17 protein-coding genes are annotated in these 19,748 nt (G+C 72.1%); 9 read left to right on the plus strand and 8 right to left on the minus strand.

All coding sequences use genetic code 11. The annotated features are described in order from the left end of the window. Entirely contained in the window at positions 1-1,659 is a 1,659-nt protein-coding gene (locus BM236_RS16070) for a DNA repair helicase XPB (protein WP_091125976.1), read from the plus strand. A gap of 41 nt (positions 1,660-1,700) precedes the next feature. Here the strand turns inward: BM236_RS16070 and BM236_RS16075 are convergent, their stop codons facing one another. Continuing rightward, positions 1,701-4,052: an ATP-binding cassette domain-containing protein gene (locus BM236_RS16075; protein ID WP_091125867.1), complete on the minus strand. Its 2,352-nt coding sequence runs from the start codon at positions 4,050-4,052 to the stop codon at positions 1,701-1,703. Positions 4,053-4,214: 162 nt separating this feature from the next. On the opposite strand from BM236_RS16075, the gene serA reads away from it, so the two are divergent. From serA to BM236_RS16090, 3 genes are all read left to right on the plus strand, one after another. After that, positions 4,215-5,414, plus strand: coding sequence for a phosphoglycerate dehydrogenase (gene serA, locus BM236_RS16080; RefSeq protein ID WP_091125869.1), 1,200 nt, complete (start codon positions 4,215-4,217; stop codon positions 5,412-5,414). A gap of 26 nt (positions 5,415-5,440) precedes the next feature. After that, positions 5,441-6,049: an HD domain-containing protein gene (locus BM236_RS16085; protein WP_091125872.1), complete on the plus strand. Its 609-nt coding sequence runs from the start codon at positions 5,441-5,443 to the stop codon at positions 6,047-6,049. 75 nt (positions 6,050-6,124) lie between these two features. Beyond that, positions 6,125-7,363, plus strand: a complete 1,239-nt coding sequence (locus BM236_RS16090) for an MFS transporter (protein WP_091125875.1) — start codon at positions 6,125-6,127, stop codon at positions 7,361-7,363. A 26-nt stretch (positions 7,364-7,389) separates the two neighbouring features. Here BM236_RS16090 and BM236_RS16095 read toward each other — a convergent pair whose 3' ends face one another. Further along, positions 7,390-7,653: a DUF4031 domain-containing protein gene (locus BM236_RS16095; RefSeq protein WP_217645377.1), complete on the minus strand. Its 264-nt coding sequence runs from the start codon at positions 7,651-7,653 to the stop codon at positions 7,390-7,392. A 49-nt stretch (positions 7,654-7,702) separates the two neighbouring features. Here BM236_RS16095 and BM236_RS16100 point away from each other — a divergent pair, with 49 nt between their 5' ends. Continuing rightward, positions 7,703-8,047 (plus strand): hypothetical protein, encoded by a 345-nt coding sequence (locus tag BM236_RS16100; protein ID WP_091125978.1) that lies wholly within the window; start codon positions 7,703-7,705, stop codon positions 8,045-8,047. On the opposite strand, the gene BM236_RS16105 is transcribed toward BM236_RS16100, so the two are convergent. Further along, on the minus strand, positions 8,044-8,763 hold the full coding sequence (locus BM236_RS16105; RefSeq protein WP_245750376.1) for a GntR family transcriptional regulator: 720 nt from the start codon (positions 8,761-8,763) through the stop codon (positions 8,044-8,046). The genes BM236_RS16100 and BM236_RS16105 overlap by 4 nt on opposite strands. Positions 8,764-8,862: 99 nt before the next feature. On the opposite strand from BM236_RS16105, the gene BM236_RS16110 reads away from it, so the two are divergent. The 4 genes from BM236_RS16110 (at position 8,863) to BM236_RS16125 (ending at position 13,776) form a co-directional block, all read left to right on the plus strand. Then, positions 8,863-9,471 (plus strand): alpha-ketoglutarate-dependent dioxygenase AlkB, encoded by a 609-nt coding sequence (locus BM236_RS16110; RefSeq protein ID WP_091125981.1) that lies wholly within the window; start codon positions 8,863-8,865, stop codon positions 9,469-9,471. Positions 9,472-9,531: 60 nt separating this feature from the next. Then, positions 9,532-10,791: an MFS transporter gene (locus BM236_RS16115; protein WP_245750383.1), complete on the plus strand. Its 1,260-nt coding sequence runs from the start codon at positions 9,532-9,534 to the stop codon at positions 10,789-10,791. A gap of 84 nt (positions 10,792-10,875) precedes the next feature. Beyond that, on the plus strand, positions 10,876-12,996 hold the full coding sequence (locus BM236_RS16120; protein ID WP_245750377.1) for an MMPL family transporter: 2,121 nt from the start codon (positions 10,876-10,878) through the stop codon (positions 12,994-12,996). Between the two features lie 48 nt (positions 12,997-13,044). Next, positions 13,045-13,776, plus strand: coding sequence for a hemerythrin domain-containing protein (locus BM236_RS16125; RefSeq protein WP_091125886.1), 732 nt, complete (start codon positions 13,045-13,047; stop codon positions 13,774-13,776). 27 nt (positions 13,777-13,803) lie between these two features. Here BM236_RS16125 and BM236_RS16130 read toward each other — a convergent pair whose 3' ends face one another. The 5 genes from BM236_RS16130 to BM236_RS16150 form a co-directional block, all read right to left on the minus strand. Further along, positions 13,804-14,532: an SRPBCC family protein gene (locus tag BM236_RS16130; protein WP_091125887.1), complete on the minus strand. Its 729-nt coding sequence runs from the start codon at positions 14,530-14,532 to the stop codon at positions 13,804-13,806. Beyond that, positions 14,532-15,395: an FAD binding domain-containing protein gene (locus tag BM236_RS16135; RefSeq protein WP_091125889.1), complete on the minus strand. Its 864-nt coding sequence runs from the start codon at positions 15,393-15,395 to the stop codon at positions 14,532-14,534. The genes BM236_RS16130 and BM236_RS16135 overlap by 1 nt, the downstream gene beginning before the upstream one ends. Then, a complete protein-coding gene (locus BM236_RS16140; RefSeq protein ID WP_091125891.1) occupies positions 15,392-17,884 on the minus strand; it encodes a xanthine dehydrogenase family protein molybdopterin-binding subunit in 2,493 nt (830 codons plus the stop codon). Before BM236_RS16140 ends, BM236_RS16135 begins: the two co-directional genes overlap by 4 nt. Next, a complete protein-coding gene (locus tag BM236_RS16145; protein WP_091125893.1) occupies positions 17,881-18,393 on the minus strand; it encodes a (2Fe-2S)-binding protein in 513 nt (170 codons plus the stop codon). Before BM236_RS16145 ends, BM236_RS16140 begins: the two co-directional genes overlap by 4 nt. An 84-nt stretch (positions 18,394-18,477) precedes the next feature. Next, positions 18,478-19,701 carry a helix-turn-helix domain-containing protein gene (locus BM236_RS16150; protein ID WP_091125894.1) on the minus strand — a complete coding sequence of 408 codons (1,224 nt, stop codon included), beginning with the start codon at positions 19,699-19,701 and terminating at the stop codon, positions 18,478-18,480. Positions 19,702-19,748: the final 47 nt, after the last annotated feature.

Genomic DNA, 19,748 nt, shown 5'->3' on the forward strand with positions numbered 1-19,748 from the left:
GTGACCGATGGCCCCCTCATCGTCCAGTCGGACAAGACGCTCCTCCTCGAGGTCGACCACCCTCGCGCCAGCGATGCGCGCAAGGCGATCGCGCCCTTCGCGGAGCTCGAGCGGTCCCCCGAGCACATCCACACCTACCGGCTCACGCCGCTCGGTCTCTGGAACGCGCGGGCCGCCGGCCACGACGCCGAGCAGGTGGTCGACGCGCTGCTGGAGTTCTCCCGCTACGCGGTTCCGCACGCGCTGCTCGTCGACATCGCCGAGACGATGGCGCGCTACGGCCGGCTGCGGCTCGAGAAGCACCCCACCCACGGCCTGGTGCTGGTCTCCAACGACCGGCCGGTGCTCGAGGAGGTGCTCCGCGCCAAGAAGATCGCCGGGATGCTCGGCACCCGGCTCGACGACGACACCGTCGCGGTCCACCCCAGCGAGCGCGGCAACCTCAAGCAGGCGCTGCTCAAGCTGGGCTGGCCGGCCGAGGACTACGCGGGGTACGTCGATGGCGAGGCCCACCCGATCGAGCTCGACGAGTCCGAGTGGCAGCTGCGCGCCTACCAGCGGGAGGCGGCCGAGTCCTTCTGGCACGGCGGGTCCGGGGTCGTCGTACTCCCGTGTGGCGCCGGCAAGACGCTGGTCGGCGCCGCTGCGATGGCGCACGCCGGGGCGACCACCCTCATCCTGGTCACCAACACCGTCAGCGCCCGGCAGTGGAAGGACGAGCTGGTCAAGCGCACGTCGCTGACCGAGGACGAGATCGGCGAGTACTCCGGCACCGTCAAGGAGGTCCGTCCGGTCACGATCGCGACCTACCAGGTCCTGACGACCAAGCGGAAGGGCGTCTACCCGCACCTCGAGCTGCTCGACGCCCGCGACTGGGGCCTCATCGTCTACGACGAGGTCCACCTGCTGCCCGCGCCGATCTTCCGGATGACCGCCGACCTGCAGGCCCGACGCCGGATCGGCCTGACCGCGACGCTGGTCCGCGAGGACGGCCGCGAGGGCGACGTCTTCTCGTTGATCGGCCCCAAGCGGTACGACGCCCCGTGGAAGGACATCGAGTCGCAGGGCTGGATCGCGCCGGCCGACTGCGTGGAGGTCCGGGTGACGCTGCCGTCCGCGGAGCGGCTGGTCTACGCGACCACCGAGCCGGACGAGCGCTACCGGCTGGCCGCCTGCACCCACCACAAGATCGACGTCGTCCGGTCCCTGATCGCGCGGCACAAGGGCGCGCCGACGCTGGTGATCGGGCAGTACCTCGAGCAGCTCCACGAGATCGCCGACGCGCTGGACGCCCCGGTGATCTCCGGGGAGACGCCGGTCAAGGAGCGGCAGCGGCTCTACGACGCCTTCCGGTCCGGCGAGCTGTCGCTGCTCGTCGTCAGCAAGGTCGCGAACTTCTCCATCGACCTGCCGTCGGCGGAGGTCGCCATCCAGATCTCCGGGTCCTTCGGCTCGCGCCAGGAGGAGGCCCAGCGGCTGGGCCGCCTGCTGCGCCCCGGCGACCCGCTGCCCGACGGCACCCGCAAGACCGCGCACTTCTACACGGTCGTGTCCCGCGACACCGTCGACGCCGACTTCGCGGCCAACCGGCAGCGGTTCCTGGCCGAGCAGGGGTACGCCTACCGGATCGTCGACGCCGACGACGTCACGGGCGAGTGAGCCTGGTGAGTGTCAGAGTGACCGATGGGTCACTCTGACACTCACAAGCCGACGTAGTCAGCCAGGTGCTGCCCCGTCAGCGTCGACCGCGCCTCCACCAGCTCGGCCGGGGTGCCCTCGAACACGACCCGGCCGCCGTCGTGGCCGGCCCCGGGGCCGAGGTCGATGATCCAGTCGGCGTGCGCCATCACGGCCTGGTGGTGCTCGATGACGATCACCGACTTGCCGGCGTCGACCAGCCGGTCGAGCAGCGCGAGCAGGTTGTCGACGTCGGCCAGGTGGAGGCCCGAGGTCGGCTCGTCGAGCACGTAGACGCCGCCGTCGGCGGCCATGTGGGTGGCCAGCTTGATGCGCTGCCGCTCGCCGCCGGAGAGGGTGTTGAGCGGCTGGCCGAGCCTGAGGTAGCCCAGGCCGACGTCCTCGAGCCGCGCGAGCACGGCGGCCGCGGCCGGGGTCCTCGCCTCGCCCTCGGAGAAGAGCGCCCGGGCCTCGGTCACGGGCAGGTCGAGCACCTCGGCGATGTTGAGCCCGCCGAGCCGCAGCTCGAGCACGGCGGCCTGGAAGCGCTTGCCGCCACAGTCCTCGCACGGCGTCGACACGGTGTCCATGAAGCCCAGCTCCGTCACGATCACGCCCGCCCCCTTGCAGGTCGGGCAGGCGCCCTCGGAGTTGGCGGAGAAGAGCGCGGGCTTGACGCCGTTGGCCTTCGCGAAGGCCTTGCGGATCGGCTCCAGCAGTCCCGTGTACGTCGCCGGGTTGCTGCGCCGCGACCCCTTGATCGCGCCCTGGTCGACCGTGACCACCCCGTCGCGGCCGGCGACCGACCCGTGGATCAGCGACGACTTCCCGGAGCCCGCGACGCCGGTGACCACGCACAGCACGCCGAGCGGGATGTCGACGTCGACGTCCTGCAGGTTGTGGGCCGACGCGCCGCGGATCTCGAGCCGGCCGCTCGCCGGCCGGGCCGAGGGCTTCAGCGTCGCGCGGTGGTCGAGGTGGCGACCGGTGAGGGTGCCGGAGGCGCGCAGGCCCTCGACGGTGCCCTCGAAGCAGATCGTCCCGCCGCCCGTTCCCGCCCCGGGGCCGAGGTCGACCACGTGGTCGGCGATGGCGATCGTCTCGGGCTTGTGCTCGACGACGAGCACGGTGTTGCCCTTGTCGCGCAGCTCGACGAGGAGCTTGTTCATCCGCTGGATGTCGTGCGGGTGCAGCCCGACGGTCGGCTCGTCGAAGACGTAGGTGACGTCGGTCAGCGCCGACCCCAGGTGGCGCACCATCTTCGTCCGCTGCGCCTCTCCCCCCGACAGCGTCCCGGACGGGCGGTCGAGGGAGAGGTAGCCCAGCCCGATCTCCACGAAGGAGTCGAAGAGGTGCAGCAGGCCGGCGACCAACGGAGCGACCGACGCGTCGGAGACGCCCCGCAGCCACTCGGCGGCGTCGGTGACCTGCATCGCGCACACGTCGGCGATCGAGAGGCCCTGGATCCTCGAGGAGCGGGCTGCGTCGTTGAGCCGGGTGCCGTCGCAGGCCGGACAGGTCTTGAAGACCGCCGCGCGCTCGACGAACGCCCTGATGTGGGGCTGCAGCGAGTCGACGTCCTTGGAGAGGATCGACTTGCGCAGCTTGGGCACCAGGCCGTCGTACGACACGTTGATGCCCTTGGCCCTGATCTTGGTCGTCTGCTTGTGGAGCAGGTCGTGCCGCTCCTTCTCGGAGTAGTCCCGGATCGGCTTGTCCGGGTCGAAGAAGCCCGACTCGATGAAGGTCGCGACCATCCAGCCGTCGGCGGTGTAGCCCGGCACCAGGATCGCGCCCTCGCGCAGCGACCTCGACTCGTCGACGATCACCGAGAGGTCGAGGTCGGAGACGGTGCCGCGGCCCTCACAGTCGGCGCACATGCCACCGAGGTAGACGGCGTCCTTCACGATCTTCTTCTCGCCGTTGGGGCCGGTCATCACCCCGCTCGCCCTGGTCGTCGGGATGTTGAACGAGAAGGCCGTCGGCCCCCCGATCGACGGCTCGCCGAGCCGGCTGAAGAGCGAGCGCAGCATGGCGTTGGCGTCGGTGACCGTGCCGAGCGTCGAGCGCGGGTTGGCGCCGAGCCGCTCCTGGTCGACCACGATCGCGGTCGTCAGCCCCTCGAGCACGTCGACCTCGGGCCGCGGCAGGTTCGGCATGAAGCCCTGCACGAAGGTCGAGTAGGTCTCGTCGATCAGCCGTCGCGACTCGGCCGCGATCGTGCCGAAGACGAGGGAGCTCTTCCCCGACCCGGAGACCCCCGTGAAGACGGTCAGCCGTCGCTTGGGCAGCTCGATGCTGATGTCCTTGAGGTTGTTCTCCCGAGCGCCCTGCACCCGGATCAGGTCGTGGCTGTCGGCGACCGGCGTCGTCATCTTGGCTCCTCTCGTCCGCAGGGACGATCCAACCAGCCCCTCACCGAACTGACGAACGCCTTCGGCCGGGCGTAACACCGGTCGTGCCGTGATGGGCCGGCGTGTCGTCCCAGATGGCGGCGGAATTCCGGCGCGGAACCCCCGCGGACCTACCCTGAAGGGGTGAAGGTGCTGCTTCTGGAGAACATCCACCCCGTCGCCGTCCAGACCCTGGAGGCGGCCGGTTTCGACGTGGAGCTGCGCAGCTCGAGCATGTCCGAGGACGAGCTCGTCGCCGCACTCCCGGGCGTCACGATGCTCGGCATCAGGTCCAACACGCACATCACCGCGCGCGTCCTCGACCATGCGCCCGACCTGACCGCGATCGGCTGCTTCTGCATCGGCACCAACCAGGTCGACCTGGCGGCCGCCGCCCAGCGTGGGATCGCCGTCTTCAACGCCCCCTACTCCAACACCCGCAGCGTTGTGGAGCTGGTCATCGCCGAGATCATCAGCCTCGCCCGGCGGCTGCCGGAGAAGACCCAGAAGATGCACGCCGGCATCTGGGACAAGAGCGCCAAGGGCTCCCACGAGGTCCGCGGCCGCACGCTCGGCATCGTCGGCTACGGCAACATCGGCACCCAGCTGTCCAACCTCGCCGAGGCGATGGGCCTCAACGTCATCTTCTACGACGTCGCCGACCGGCTCCGGCACGGCAACGCCCGCCGCATGCACACCCTCGACGCACTGCTCGCCGAGGCCGACGTGGTCTCGCTGCACGTCGACGGCCGTCCGGGCAACGCGGGGATCTTCGGCGACGAGCAGTTCAAGAAGATGAAGCCGCGCTCGATCTTCATCAACGCGGCACGTGGCATGGTCGTCGACACCGAGGCGCTGCGCGAGCACATCCTGTCCGGCCACATCGCCGGGGCCGCGCTCGACGTCTTCCCGATCGAGCCGAAGGTCCAGGGCGACGAGTTCGAGTCGCCGCTGCGCGGCCTCGACAACGTCATCTTGACCCCGCACGTCGGCGGCTCGACGCAGGAGGCCCAGGAGGAGATCGGCTACTTCGTCTCCGGGAAGCTCAAGAACTTCCAGCTCGAGGGCTCCACCGCGCTGTCGGTCAACCTCCCCGACGTGCAACCGCCGGCTCTCGTCGAGGAGGCCCGCATCGGCTTCCTGCACATCAACGTCCCGGGCGTCCTGGCGGAGGTCAACAACATCCTCGCCAGCGAGGGCGTCAACGTCACCGGGCAGTACCTCGCCACCCGCGGCGAGCAGGGGTACGTCGTCACGGACGTCTCCGGGCATGTCTCGGAGGCGGCGATCTCCAAGCTGCAGGCCTCGCCGCACACCCAGTGGCTGCGGAGCTGGGACGCCTGAGGCCGGCTCGTGTTGGAATAGGCGGCGTGGAGCTGCCTCAACATTGGCCCCTGGCCGACGCGACCGACCTGCGCGACGAGCTGCAGGCGGCGTACGCCGACCCCGATCGGCGCTATCACGACACGCGCCACCTCGCCGAGGTGCTCGAGCGCCTCGACGAGCTGCGCGGCTCCGGTGTGCGCTTCGACGAGCGCCCGGTGGTGCTGGCCGCGTGGTTCCACGACAGCGTGTATGACGGGGAGCGCGACGCCGAGGAGCGGTCGGCGGTCCGTGCCGAGCACGCTCTCGTCGGGCTGGTCGACGACGCGACCCTCGCCGAGGTCGCCCGGCTGGTGCGGCTGACCGAGACGCACCGGCCCGACGACGCCGACCGCAACGGCTGTGCCCTCTCGGACGCCGACCTGGCGATCCTCGCCGCCGGTCCGGAGCGCTACGCCGACTACCGCTCGGCGATCCGCGAGGAGTACGCCCACCTGGGCGAGGAGGACTTCCGTCGGGGCCGCTCCCAGGTGCTGCGACACCTGCTCGACAAGGAGACGATCTTCCACACGGCGTACGCGCGCGAGCGGTGGGAGGCGATCGCCCGGGCCAACCTCGAGGCGGAGCTGCTGGAGCTCGCCGAGGGCCTGCAGTAGGCCTGTCGTAGGGCCTGCCGCAGATCACTGCATAACGATTGGCCCACCCGGCTCCCGGCCAGCGACAATCCGGACGTGGGATTCGCGACGTACGCCGAGGTGTTGAGGAATCCGGTCGTCCGCCGGATCCTGCTGCTGGGCATGCTGATCCGGATCCCGCTCTGGGCCGCCAACGTGGTCATCACGCTGCACGTCGTCGGCCACCTCGACCGGTCCTACGCCGCCGCTGGTCTCGTCTCCACCGTGGTCGCGATCGCCCTGTCGGTGAGCAGCCCGTGGCGCGGCCGACGGCTGGACCGCGCCGGCCTGCGGGCCACCGTGCTGCCGTCGATCGTGATCGGCGCAGTGGTCTGGAGCATCGCACCATGGGTCGGCTACTGGCCGCTGATCCTCCTCGCCGGCGTCGGCAGCCTCTTCGCCGTGCCGAGCTTCTCGATCATCCGGCAGGTGCTCATCGGGCACGTGCCGGACCACCACCGCACGACGGTGCTGTCGGTCGACTCGGTCGCCACCGAGCTCACCTTCCTCGTCGGGCCGGTGCTCGGCGTCCTGGCCGCCACCTACCTCCCGACCCAGGTCGCGCTCCTCATCTGCCAGCTCGCGGTCGTGCTCGGCGCCGTCGCCCTGTGGATCGCCGACCCGCCGCTGCACAGCGAGCACTCCGACCTCTCCGCCGGCAAGGTGTCGCGCCGGTCGTGGCTCACGCCGTCGGTCCTCATGATCCTGCTCATCGCGACCACCAGCACGCTGATCCTGACCGGTGAGGACCTCTCCACCGTGGCCGCGCTGCGGTCCTGGGACGCGCCCACCTCGATCGGCTGGATGCTCGCCCTGTGGGGCGCCGGCTCCGCGATCGGCGGCATCGTCTACGGCGCCCTGCAGCGTCACCCCTCGGCGGCGCTGCTGCTCGTCGGGCTCGCCGGCACGACCGCCCTGGTCGCTCTCGCGCCGGACGGCAGCCGGCTGTGGTTCGCTGTGCTGCTGACGATCTCCGGGCTCTTCTGCGCGCCGACGATCACGGCGACCGTCGACGACCTCTCCCGGGTCGTCCCGGCCAGCGTGCGTGGCGAGGCGATGGGGTGGCACGGCTCGGCGCTGACCCTCGGCAGCGCCGTCGGCGCGCCGATCATCGGCCTCGGCCTGGACCGCGGTGGCTGGGCCTGGGGGTTCGCCCTGGCCGGCATCGCCGGGCTGATCATCGCCCTGCCCGGCGTGGCGCTGACCCGCCGGGGCCGGGCGGTCGCCGAGGCCGCCCCCGACGCCTCGACCCAGGGCGACGCGCAGCAGGCCGCCGACGCGCCGCTCGGGATCTGACCGCGCTCGCCGCCGGTCCTCGCCCGTCAGGGCCGCTGCGGCTTGCGCCGGCGCAGGCCGGCCGCCCGCAGCCGGGCGACCAGCTCGCGGCTGCTGACCGCCGTGGCGCCGGCCACGACCACGTCGTCGTACCTCTCGGCGGGCACGTCGTAGTGGTCGCGGTCGAAGCCACGCGCCGGGATGCCGACGGCCGTCGCGAAGGCGTGCAGCTCCTCGTAGGACACGTCGCTCGCCAGGTGCGACCAGAGCCGGCCGCGGGCCGGGACGAGCGGCGGGTCGATGAGGATCACGAGCCCCAGTATCCCGGCCGTGTTTGACTCCTGGGGCACCATGGTCGGGATGGATGCCACACTCCTGCTCGAGGCCCGCGCCCTCGTCCTCGCCGACCTGCAGGCGCGTGGACAAGCGTCCCCCGAGGCCGTGAGCGCGCTCGAGGACGCCGTGTCCGAGCGTGGCTGGTGGGCCGACCAGTGGCCCGAGGGGAGCAGGTACGTCGCCGGGCTGGTCGCCCAGGACGTGCAGGATGCGCTGTTCGAGGCCGGGAGTCGCTGGCCGCTGTGCCGCGACTGCGGCCCCGAGGCGCCGGAGCACCCGCTCTACATCTCCCCCGACCTCGGTGGCCCGGACCCGATCTGGATCTGCGAGGAGACCGGCGACGTCGTCGCCCCGCTGGGTCGCCTCTAGTCACTGCCGCCCAGGTTGACCCGCACCATGTAGCGGTCGGCGCGACAGACGCTGCGCGACACCTCGATGACCTTCTCCTGCCACAGGCCGCGGCGCTGCTTGCGCAGCACGGCGGTGCCGACGGGCAGGCCCAGCAGGCGCGCCTCGTCGTCCGACGCGAGGCCTGCGCCGATGGCGTCCTCGACCCAGGTCGGCCGCAGGCCACGGCCGGCCAGCTCGTCGTACAGGCTCGACGGCACCGGCCCCTGCAGGAAGCCGGGCAGCAGCACCTCGTTGAGGTAGACGTCCTCGACGCTCATGGCAGCGCCGTCGGCGTGCCGCAGCCGCCGCCAGTGGACCACCGCATCGCCCTCGCTGATGGAGAGGGCGCGGGCCACGCCGGCACCCGCCTGCTCCAGGCGGAGCGCCAGCGTCTGCGACTCCGGCACCATCCCCCGCGCGGTCATCTCCTCACGGAAGGAGAGCACCGGGGTGGCCGTGCGCCGCGGAGGGGCGACGAAGGTGCCGCGTCCGGGCACCCGCTCGAGCAGCCCTTCGGCGACCAGCGCGTCGAGCGCCTGGCGCACGGTCATCCGCGCGACACCGAACCTGCTCACGAGCTCGCGCTCCGAGGGCGCGGGGGCGCCCGGGTGCCGGCCGGCGACCAGATCACGGACGTACTCGCGGACGGCCTCGTGCTTGAGCGCACGCCCCCCAGGCGTCAGCACGTTCTCCACGTGGGTCAGGGTAGGGAGAACAAGCAGCCCGCGTACGCCGTTCGGCACGACTCGCCCTGTCGTTCGATCAGGTGTTCGAACCAGGCGTATGGTGGGCGCATGGAGTTCCAGGGCACTCTCTTCGAGGCTCCGTCGGGCATCGGCTTCGACCGGCTGGAGCGCACCCCCCTGACCCGCGGCGCGTGGGTCGACGTCCATCGCGACTGGCTGCCGGACGCCGACGACGTCTTCACCCGCCTCGTCGGCACCGTGCCGTGGCGGGCGGAGCGGCGCGAGATGTACGACCGCGTGGTCGACGTACCCCGGCTCGTGCACACCTACCTGGCCGGCGACTCCCTCCCCCATCCCGTGCTCGACGACGCGCGCGACGCGCTCAGCGAGCACTACCTGCCCGAGCTCGGCGAGCCGTTCCGGACGGCCGGCTGCTGCTACTACCGCGACGGCCGGGACTCGGTCGCCTGGCACGGCGACACGATCGGCCGCGGACGCTCCGAGGACACCATGGTCGCGATCGTCTCGCTCGGCGACCCGCGGCGGCTCTGCCTGCGACCGCGCGGCGGCGGCGACTCCATCGCCGTCGAGCTCGGCCACGGCGACCTCGTGGTGATGGGCGGCTCGTGCCAGCGCACCTGGGAGCACGCGGTGCCCAAGGTCGCCCACGCCGGGCCACGGATCTCGGTGCAGTTCCGCCCGCTCAACGTCTTCTGAGCAGGCGAAAACCGGTCGTGTGGCGGGTGGGTCAGATGGTTCGATGATCCGGTGTCGACGATGACCGCGCGCTCGCGCACGCCCTCCTTCTGGCACGACCTGCCGCGCGAGGGCAAGCTGCTGCTCTCCCTCGTCGTCGTCGACTTCGTCGGCCGCGGCCTGACGCTCCCCTTCGCCGTCGTCTACCTGCACGAGGTCCGCGACTTCTCCCTGGGTACGACGGGAACGCTGATCGGCCTCGGCTCGCTGGTCGGCTTCGCTGCGGTCGGGCCGGGCGGCGCCCTCATCGACCGGATCGGCGCGCGCCACGTCATGCAGCTCGTGCAGGTGCTGCTGATCGTCGGCAGCGTGCTGCTCGCCTTCGCCTCCACCGTCCTCGCGGCGGCCCTCGCGCTGGTCCTGCAGGGGCTCGCGTTCGGCGTCATCTGGCCGGCCTCGCAGAGCCTGATCGCCGCGATCGTCCCGGCCGAGCTGCGCCAGCGCTACTTCGGCGTCAACTTCACGCTGCTCAACCTCGGCATCGGCGTGGGCGGCATCATCAGCGGGCTGCTCGTCGACGTCGACCGGCTGAGCACCTTCCAGGCGATCTACCTCGCCGACGCCGCCAGCTTCTTGCCGAGCGCCTTCCTGCTCGCCGTCCCCCTGCGCCACGTCGCCGGGCGCCCGGTCCACAGCGACCACGACGACGGCGAGCGGCCGAGCTATCTCACCCTGCTGCGCAACCCGGCCGTCCGGACCCTGCTGGTCGTCAGCATGGTGGGGGCGTTCGTCGGCTACGCCCAGCTCAACGCGGGCATGACCGCGTTCGCGACGGTGGTCGGCGGCGTCTCGACCCGCGCGCTCGGCTTCGCCTTCGCCGCCAACACGGCCGTCATCGTCCTGCTCCAGCTGTTCGTGCTGCGCTGGATCGAGGGCTACCGGCGCACCCGGGTGCTCGCGATGATGGGCATCATCTGGGCGGCGTCGTGGCTGTGCCTCGGCGCGGCCGGCCTCGTGCCCGGCACCCTGGGCGCGGCACTGCTCGTCGCCGCCTGCGCGGCGGTCTTCGCGCTCGGCGAGACCTTGCTGCAGCCGACCGTCCCGGCGATGGTCAACGACCTGGCCACCGACCGCAGCCGCGGTCGCGCCAACGCGCTCAACTCCGCCGGCTTCGCCTTCCCGCAGTTCATCGCGCCGCCGATCGCGGGCTTCCTCATCGACGCCGACCTGAGCTGGCTCTACGTCGCGTCGCTGGTCGTCGGCTCGCTCCTCATCGGCGTGCTCGCGGTCTCCCGCCTCGAGCCGCAGCTCACCCCGGAGGTCAACGGCATCGGCTCTTGAGGCGTCCTCCAAGTCGCACCCAAGCCGGGCCCAAGCAGGCTCGCCCACCGTGGGGTCATCCACTCATCCGAGGAGACCCCCATCATGTTCGACCTCCACCGGCTCGGCACCGCCACCGCGAGGCACCCCTGGCGGACCATCGCCACCTGGCTGCTGGTCATCGTCGCGATCACCGCGGCGGCCGGCACCTGGGGCGGCAGCCTGCGCGACGACTGGGACGTGCCGGGTGCCCGCGCCCAGACCGGCATCGACCTGCTCCGCGAGCACGTCCCCGACAGCGGCGGGTCCTCCGCCCAGGTCGTGCTCCACGACGACCGGCCGCTGGACCGGGCCACGGTCTCGCGGACCGCCGACGCCGTCGCCGCGCTCCCCCACGTCTCCACCGTCACCCCGCGCCTCTCCGAGGACGGCGCCACCGCGCTGCTCTACGTGAGGTACGACGTCCCCACCACCGACCCCTCGATCACGGCCGACCTCGGCCCGCTCGAGGGCGCGACCGACGTCGCCGAGCAAGCGGGCTACCAGGTCGAGTACGGCGGCGAGCTGCCCGGCACCGCCGAGCCGCTGGCCGGCCGCGGCGAGCTCGTCGGCGTCCTGGTGGCGCTCGCCCTGCTCGTGATCGCCTTCGGGTCGGTCGTCGCCGCCGGGCTGCCGATCGCCACCGCTGTCGCCGGTCTCGCGGCCGGGTCCGGCCTGGTCACCGTGCTGGCGCGGTTCACCGACGTGTCCCCGACCGCGCCCACCGTCGCCACGATGGTCGGGCTGGGCGTCGGGATCGACTACGCGCTGCTGCTGGTGACCCGGCACGTCGAGCGGCTCCGGGTCGGTGACACGCCTGTCGAGGCCGCGGCAGCGGCGACCGCGACCGCCGGTCGCTCGGTGGTCGGTGCCGGCCTCACCGTCCTCGTCTCGCTGATGGGGCTGCGGCTGGCCGGCCTGCCCACCTTCAGCGCCTTCGGCTTCGCGACGGCGATCTCCGTGACCGCCGTGATGGCCGCCGCTCTCACGCTCGTCCCTGCGCTGTGCGCGCTCACCGGACGCCGGCTGCTGCCGCGCAGGGACCGGCGCGGTGGTTCGCTCGCCGAGCGGGCGCACCGGGTCGGTGGCAGCGCGCGCTGGGCCGAGCGGGTCGGCCGCCGGCCGGTGGCGTGGGCGATGCTCGCCCTCGTCGTCCTGCTCGCCCTGGCCGCTCCCGCCCTCGGGATGCGCACCTGGCCCCAGGACGGTGGCAGCGCGCCGACCACCTCCACGCTGCGGGCGGCCCACGACCTCGTCGCGGACGGCTTCGGCCCCGGCGCGAACGGGCCGATCACCGTGGTCGCCGACCGGGCCGTGCTCGACGACGCCGAGATCGCCACCGTGCACGACCGGCTGGCCGCCGAGCCCGGCGTGGCCGGGTCGACCCGGGCGGCCACGTCGCCCGACGGCGCGCTGACGGTCTGGGACGTCGAGCCGACGACGGCACCGAGCGACGCGGCGACGACCCGACTGCTGGAGCGGCTGCGTGCCGACGTACTGCCCGACGGCGTGGAGCTGACCGGCTACACCCCCGTCCTGGCCGACATCGACGGCATGCTGTCGGACCGGCTCTGGGTCGTGATCGGCTTCGTCGTCACCGTCTCCGTGGTGCTGCTGACCGTCATGTTCCGCTCGGTCGTCGTGCCGCTGAAGGCGGCGGCGATGAACCTGCTCAGCATCGCGGCGGCGTACGGCGTCATGACGCTCGTCTTCCAGCACGGCTGGGGCCTGGGCCTGGTCGGCCTCGACCACACCGTCCCCGTGTCGAGCTGGGTGCCGATCCTGATGTTCGCGGTGCTCTTCGGGCTCTCCATGGACTACGAGGTGTTCCTGCTCTCCGCGGTGCGCCAGGACTGGCTCGACACCGGCGACGCGCGGGGCAGCGTGGTCCGGGGGCTCGGCTCGACCGGGCGGGTCATCTCGATGGCCGCCGCGATCATGGTCGCCGTCTTCCTCGGCTTCGCGACGGAGGAGTCCGTCACCGTGAAGATGATCGGCGTCGGCATGGCCGTGGCCGTCGCCCTCGACGCCACGGTGGTCCGGATGGTGCTCGTCCCCGCGACCATGACGCTCCTCGGCCGCTGGAACTGGTGGTTCCCGCGCCGCGGCCCGGTCGGCCCGACCGACTCCCTCGTCGTCGACTCCGTCGACGACCTCCCCGCCGGCGACCGCCTCAGCGGCGTCTGAGTACCCGTTCGCAGATCGACGACCACCCGACCCAGAGAAGAGACCGACATGACCACCGCCACCACCACCGCACCGTCGACGCAGCTGATGCTGCCGGGCCAGGCCGCCGCGCCGGAGGGACCCGTCGACATGTTCATGATGTACCTGATGCACCACGCCTTCCGCCGCGACCTCGACCGCTTCACCGCGGCCGTCGAGCGGACGCCCCTCGAGGACCGGGTCACCTGGCAGGCGCTGGCCGCCCGCTGGGACCGCTTCTTCTCGATCCTGCACCATCACCACGCGGGCGAGGACGCCGTCCTCTGGCCGTTCCTGCTCGAGCGGGCCGACGAGCAGGAGCGGGCCCACCTCGAGGCGATGGAGGAGGAGCACAGCCACATCGACCCGCTGCTCGCCGCCGTCGCCGAGGGCTTCGCCTCGCTCGGCGCCGAGCCGCTGCCGGCCGATGCCGCCGACCGCCGTGCCGCGCTGATCCTGCGGGTCGCGGCGACCCGGGATGCGCTCGGCCGCCACCTCGCGCACGAGGAGTCCGAGGCGATGGCCATCCTGCAGCGCCACATGACGCCCGAGGAGTGGGCCGGGCTCGAGAAGGAGGGCTGGAAGAAGGACAACCCGGACCCGGTCAGCTACATGCTGCCGTGGATCGCCGAGGGTTTGCCCGCCGACAAGCTCGAGGAGGCCTGGTCACGTGGGAGCTCGGTGATGAAGGTCGTGTGGTGGCTCACCCGCGGCCGGTTCCGCCGGGGCGAGGCGCTGGCGTTCAGGTACGCCCTCGCCTGAGCGGTCCGAGCCACCTCCGAACCGGTCTCAGCGATGCCGGCGAAGGACTCTCCAGGCGAGGAGGACGGCGACGAGGGCGGCAGCCGCCTGGCGCCAGTAGGCCCGGGCGAGCACCGGCAGGACGGTCGCCCCGAGGTCGAGCGCGTCGTCGGCGCCCGCCCCGGTCGGGCTGGGGCGTCCGGTGGTCGCGGCGGGGCTCGGGGCCGGGGTCGGCGGCGCCACCGGCTCCGAGCGCTCGGACGGCTCCGGAGGCGGCGCCGAGGAGGGACCCGCGTCCTGGTCCGCGACCGGCTCCTCCGCCGGCGCCGACGACCGCTCCTGCAGGCAGGCGACGAACTGGCCGAGCAGCTTGTCGGAGACGTCCTGCATGACCCCGCGGCCGAACTGCGCGGGCTTGCCGGTGATCGACAGGTCGGTCCGGACCGACACGTCGGTGCTCGGGCCGCCGTCGCCGGTGGACCCACTCATCGACAGCGTGACCGTCGCGCCCGCCGTACCGTTGCCACGCTTGTCGCGCCCCTTCGCCTCGACGACGAAGGTGTGGGCGGCATCGTCCTTGGAGACGAACGTGCCCGAGCCGGCGTAGACGAGCGCGATCGGGCCGAGCTTGACCTTCACCGTGCCTTGGAAGGTGTCGCCCTCGACCGACGTGACCTGCGCTCCGGGGAAGCACTCGGCCAGGTCGGCGATGTCCTGGAAGCGGGACCAGGTCTCCTTGGCGGGCCCGGGGACGGTGAAGCTGTGGGTCAGCTCCATCAGGCGCCCGCTCCTTCGAGCGCGCCCATGACCGCTCGGCGGCACATCACCTGGACGACGTGGTTGCGGTAGTCCGCGCTGCCGTTGAGGTCCGAGGGCGGGCTGGTGCCCTCGGCGGCCCGGGCGCAGGCGGCCCGGACCGAGTCCTCGGTCGCTGGCTGCCCGCGCAGCGCCTCCTCGACACCGCCGGCGCGCAGCGGCGTGTTGCCCATGTTGGCCAGGCCGATCCCGATGTCGGCGATCGTGCCGCCCTCGACGCGCGCGGTCGCGGCCACGGCGCAGATCGGCCACTGGTGCGCCACGCGGACCATCTTCTCGTGGTGCGCACCCCAGCCGGTGTGCTTGGGGATGCGCACCTCGGTGAGGATCTCGTCCTCGGAGATGGCGGTCTCGAAGAGGTCGACGAAGAAGTCGTCGGCCGACACCGTGCGCGTGCCGTTCGCCCCGGCGATGACGAACTCGGCGTCGAGCGCCCGGACCGGACCGCCGAGGTCGCCAGCCGGGTCGGCGTGCGCGAGCGCGCCGCCGAAGGTGCCGCGGTGGCGGATCTGGGCGTCGGCGAGCTCGGCCACGGCCTTGGTGACCAGCGCCGCGTGCTGCGCGACGAGCGGGTCGGAGCCGACGACGCTGTGCGGCGTCATCGCACCGATCACGATGGCGTCACCGTCCTCGCGTACGCCGCGCAGCGAGTCGATCCGACCGAGGTCGATGATCCACTCGGGTGCGTTGAGGCGCATCCGCAGGACCGGCAGGAGCGACTGTCCGCCGGCGAGGAGCTTGGCGTCGTCGCCGTACTGCCGCAGCGCCGCGAGGGCCTCCTCGACGGTGGTCGGGGCGACGTAGTCGAACTGTGCGGGGATCATGCCTCGTTCCCTCCGGTCGTGCGGTCGACGTTGCCGGACATGCCCGTCGACTCGTCGAAGTGCGGTGCGGCGGCGCCGACGGTGCCGCCACCGGAGCCCGCTCGGTTGATCGCGTTCCAGACCCGCTCGGGCGTGCAGGGCATCCGGATGTCGTCGACGCCGAGGTGCCGGACCGCGTCGACGACGGCGTTGACGACCGCCGGCGTCGAGGCGATGGTGCCGGCCTCCCCGACCCCCTTGGTGCCCAGGGTGTTGCTCGTCGCGGGCGAGGTGGTGTGGTCGATGTCGAAGCTGATCGTGTCGGCTGCCGTCGGCAGCAGGTAGTCGGCGAAGCTGCCGCTCACCAGCGTGCCGGCCTCGTCGTAGACCGCCTCCTCCCACAGCGCCTGCGCGATGCCCTGGACCAGGCCGCCGTGCACCTGTCCGCTGACGATGAGCGGGTTGATGATCACGCCGATGTCGTCCACGCAGGTGTACTTCCGCATCCGCGTCTCGCCGGTCTCGGTGTCGACCTCCATCGCGCACAGGTGGGTGCCGTGCGGGAAGTTGAAGTTCACCGGGTCGTACGTCGCATCCGCGTCGATCCCCGGCTCGACCCCGTCGGGCAGGTTGTGAGCCGCGAAGCTCGCCGTGGCGATCTCGGTCAGCGCAATGCCCTGGTCCGTGCCCCGGACGCCGAACCGCCCGTTGCTGAACTCGATGTCGTCGACGCTCGCCTCGAGGAGGTGGGCGGCGATCGGCTTGGCCTTCTCGAGCACCTTGTCGGCCGCCCGCACGAGCGCCTCGCCGCCCACCACGAGGGAGCGGGAGCCGTAGGTGTCCATGCCGCGCGGGACGACCTGGGTGTCGCCGTGCAGGATCTCGACGTCCTCGAAGGGCACCCCCAGCCGGTCGGCGACGATCTGGCTGAACGCCGTCTCGTGGCCCTGGCCGTGAGCGCTCGCGCCGGTGATGACCTCGACCTTGCCGGTGGGCAGCATCCGCACGCTCGCGGCCTCCCAGCCGCCGGCGCCGTAGTTGAGCTGGCCGAGCACCCGGCTCGGGGCGAGGCCGCACATCTCGGTGAACGTGCTCACGCCGATGCCGAGCTGCACGGTGTCGCCGGCATCGCGGCGCCGCCTCTGCTCGGCCCGCAGGTCGTCGTACCCGAAGAGCTCCTTGGCACGGGCGGTGGCCGCCTCGTAGTTTCCGGAGTCGTACTCGAGCCCGGCGACGGTCGTGAACGGGAACTCCTCGTGCTTGATCCAGTTCAGCTCGCGGACCTCGAGCGGGTCCTTGCCGAGCTCGGCGGCGAGCTCGTCCATCAGCCGCTCGACGGCGTACGTCGCCTCCGGCCGGCCCGCGCCGCGGTAGGCGTCGGTCCAGGTCTTGTTGGTGAGCACCGTCTGGCAGCTGAACTGGTAGGCCGGGAACTTGTAGATCGCGTTGAACATGAACGCGCCGAGGACCGGGACGCCGCCGCCGACCAGAGCGACGTAGGCGCCGAGGTCGGCGAGGAGCTCGACCTTGAGGCCGGTCACGTGGCCGTCCTTGGTCGCGGCGAGGGTGAGCTTCTGCCACTGGTCGCGGCCGTGGTGGGCGGAGAGGAGCGACTCCGAGCGGGTCTCGGTGTACTTCACCGGCTTGCCGAGCCGCCGAGCGACCGCGAAGGCGACCATCTCCTCGGGCGTCTGCTGCAGCTTGCCGCCGAACCCGCCGCCGACGTCGGGTGCGATGACGCGGATCTTGGACTCGGGCACCCCGGTCGTCGCGGCGAGCGCGAAGCGCAGGATGTGCGGGATCTGGGTGGCCGACCAGACGGTGATCTGCTCACCGGTCGGGTCCACGACGACCGACCGCGGCTCCATGAAGGCGGGGATGAGGCGCTGCTGGCGGTACTCGCGCTCGAGAACGATGCCGTCGGTCCGCGCCACAGCGATCGCCTCGTCGACGTTGCCGCCGGTGCCGGCCTCGGCGGAGTCGAAGCGCCACAGGGCGCTCTTGTTGGTCCCGAGGTCGGGATGCGCCAGCGCTCCGCCATTCTCTGGAGTGGCCTCCGCCGCCTCCTTCAGGTCGAGCGCGGCCGGCAGCTCGTCGTAGTCGACCTCGACCAGCTCGGCGGCGTCGCGCGCCTCGGCGGCGCTGCGGGCGACCACGACCGCGACGGTCTCGCCCGCGAAGGCGACCCGGTCGATCGGCAGGGGCGTGTGCGCCGGGGTGACCTGGTCGGTCGTGATCGCCCAGGCGTTGATGCAGGCACCCTGGGTGTCGGCGAGGTCCTCGCCGGTGAAGACGCCGACGACGCCAGGCGACTCCTCGGCCGCGCGGGTGTCGACGGTGGTGATCCGGGCGTGGGCGAAGGGGCTGCGCACCATCGCGAGGTGGAGCATCCCGTTGAGGGAGATGTTGTCGGTCCAGCGGGTGCGGCCGGTGATGAGCCGGGCGTCCTCCTTGCGGCGCCGGTCGCGGCCGATCTCCTTGACCTCGGGCTGGGCCTCGACGGCGGTCATGCCGGAGTCACCTCCTCAGCGGCGCCGGTCGGCGTGGCCGCGGCGGCCAGGTGGCCCGAGGCGTACTGCACGGCGCGGACGATGTTGTGGTAGCCGGTGCACCGGCACAGGTTGCCCTCGAGCCCCTCGCGGATCTCCTGCTCGGAGGGGTGCGGGTTGTTGTTGAGCAGGTCGACGCTCTGCATGATCATGCCGGGGGTGCAGAAGCCGCACTGCAGTCCGTGGCACTCGCGGAAGGCCTCCTGCACGGGGTGCAGGGTGCCGTCCTTGCCGGCCAGGCCCTCGATGGTCGTGACCGCGCTGCCGTCGGCCTGCACGGCGAGGACGTTGCATGACTTCACGCTCTGTCCGTCCAGGTGGACGGTGCACGCGCCGCAGTTGCTGGTGTCGCACCCGATGACGGTGCCGGTCTTGCCGAGCTTCTCGCGGAGGTACTGCACCAGCAGCATCCGCGGCTCGACGTCGTCACTCACCTTCATGCCGTCCACGGTGAGGTTGATCCGGGTCATGAGACCTCCAGGTGATCACGCCGATGTGGTCGCGCTCACACTAGGAGTCGAGGGTTGCCGGAAGGTTGGCGCGGATACGAGTGGTCAGCCGCGGGCGACGGCGAGCCGGGCTCTGAGCAGCGGCACCGCCGGGTGGGTCGGCAGGAGGCGGGCCAGGCATGACTCCACGACCTCGGCGTCGTACGGCGCCAGCTCGATGTAGCGGAGCACCGCATCCGGCTGCGGGTTGACCAGGAGCGCCTCACGGACCGCGACGGCGACGTACTCGGCCAGGTCGGCGAGCGCCGGGCTGTTGGTGCCGGGCAGCAGGTCGCCGCCGTAGGCGTCGACCGCCGCGCCGACCCGGCCGCGGCGCAGCAGGGAGAGCACCTGCTCGACGTCGGTGGCGACCGGCATGAGCAGGCGGTAGGGCCGGGAGGCGAGCTGTCCGCCGAGCGCGTGGCGGAGGTGGGACACCTCGGCCTTGAGGGTCGAGAAGGTGACCGCCTGGTCGCCGTAGAGCGCCGCATGCAGCTGCTCGAGCGAGAGTCCGTCGGGGTGCAGCGCCAGCAGGGCGAGGATCTCGGTCTGACGGCGGTTGAGCAGCAGCCGCTGGCCGTCCAACCAGGTGTCGGCGGTGCCGAGCAGCGTCATCACCAGCCCCGGCGCGGTCTGCTCGTCCGGCGGACCCGACACGGCGCCGGTCGGCAGGGCGGTCTCGATGAGGCGGGCCATGACGCGCGCGGTGGCGAGGCCGATCGGGTGGGTGCGGTCCCAGGTCGTGGAGAGGTCGACGACGCCGAGCCGGACACCGGTCACCGGGTCGTGCACGGGCGCCGCCCAGCAGACCCAGTTGTGCACGACCTGCGCGTAGTGCTCGGCGGAGAAGACCATCGACGGCACGTCGTCGCGGTTGGCCAGGTCGAGCGCGTTGGTGCCGACGGACTGGTCGTCCCAACGCCCGCCGGGCACGAAGTTGACCGTCTCGGCCTTGCGGCGCATCACCCGGCCGCCGTACGTCCACAGGATCCGGGTGTCCGGATCCGTGACGGCGATGACGAGGTCGCCGTCCTCGGCGGTGCGGCGCAGGTCGTCCTCGACCCGCTCGACGGCGACCTGGAGCGGCGAGTGGCGGAAGTAGTCGCGGGTGTCGGCCTCGTCGGCCAGCGGCGCCTCGGTCACGTCGGGCCGGATCGCGCTGCCCGAGCGGGTCCAGCTGCGCAGGATCTCGGGCCGGACCCTGGCCTCGGCGCCGTCGCCGTTCTCCACGAAGGTGGTCCACGCACGCACGGCCTCCAGGCGCCGCGCCTGCAGCTCTGCTCGAGCCATCGTCACCTCGGTCTGGGGGAACTCTCGACGTCGAAACTACCCCGTGG

Origin of the sequence: Nocardioides terrae, from assembly GCF_900112345.1 — a bacterium.
Classification (GTDB): domain Bacteria; phylum Actinomycetota; class Actinomycetes; order Propionibacteriales; family Nocardioidaceae; genus Nocardioides; species Nocardioides terrae.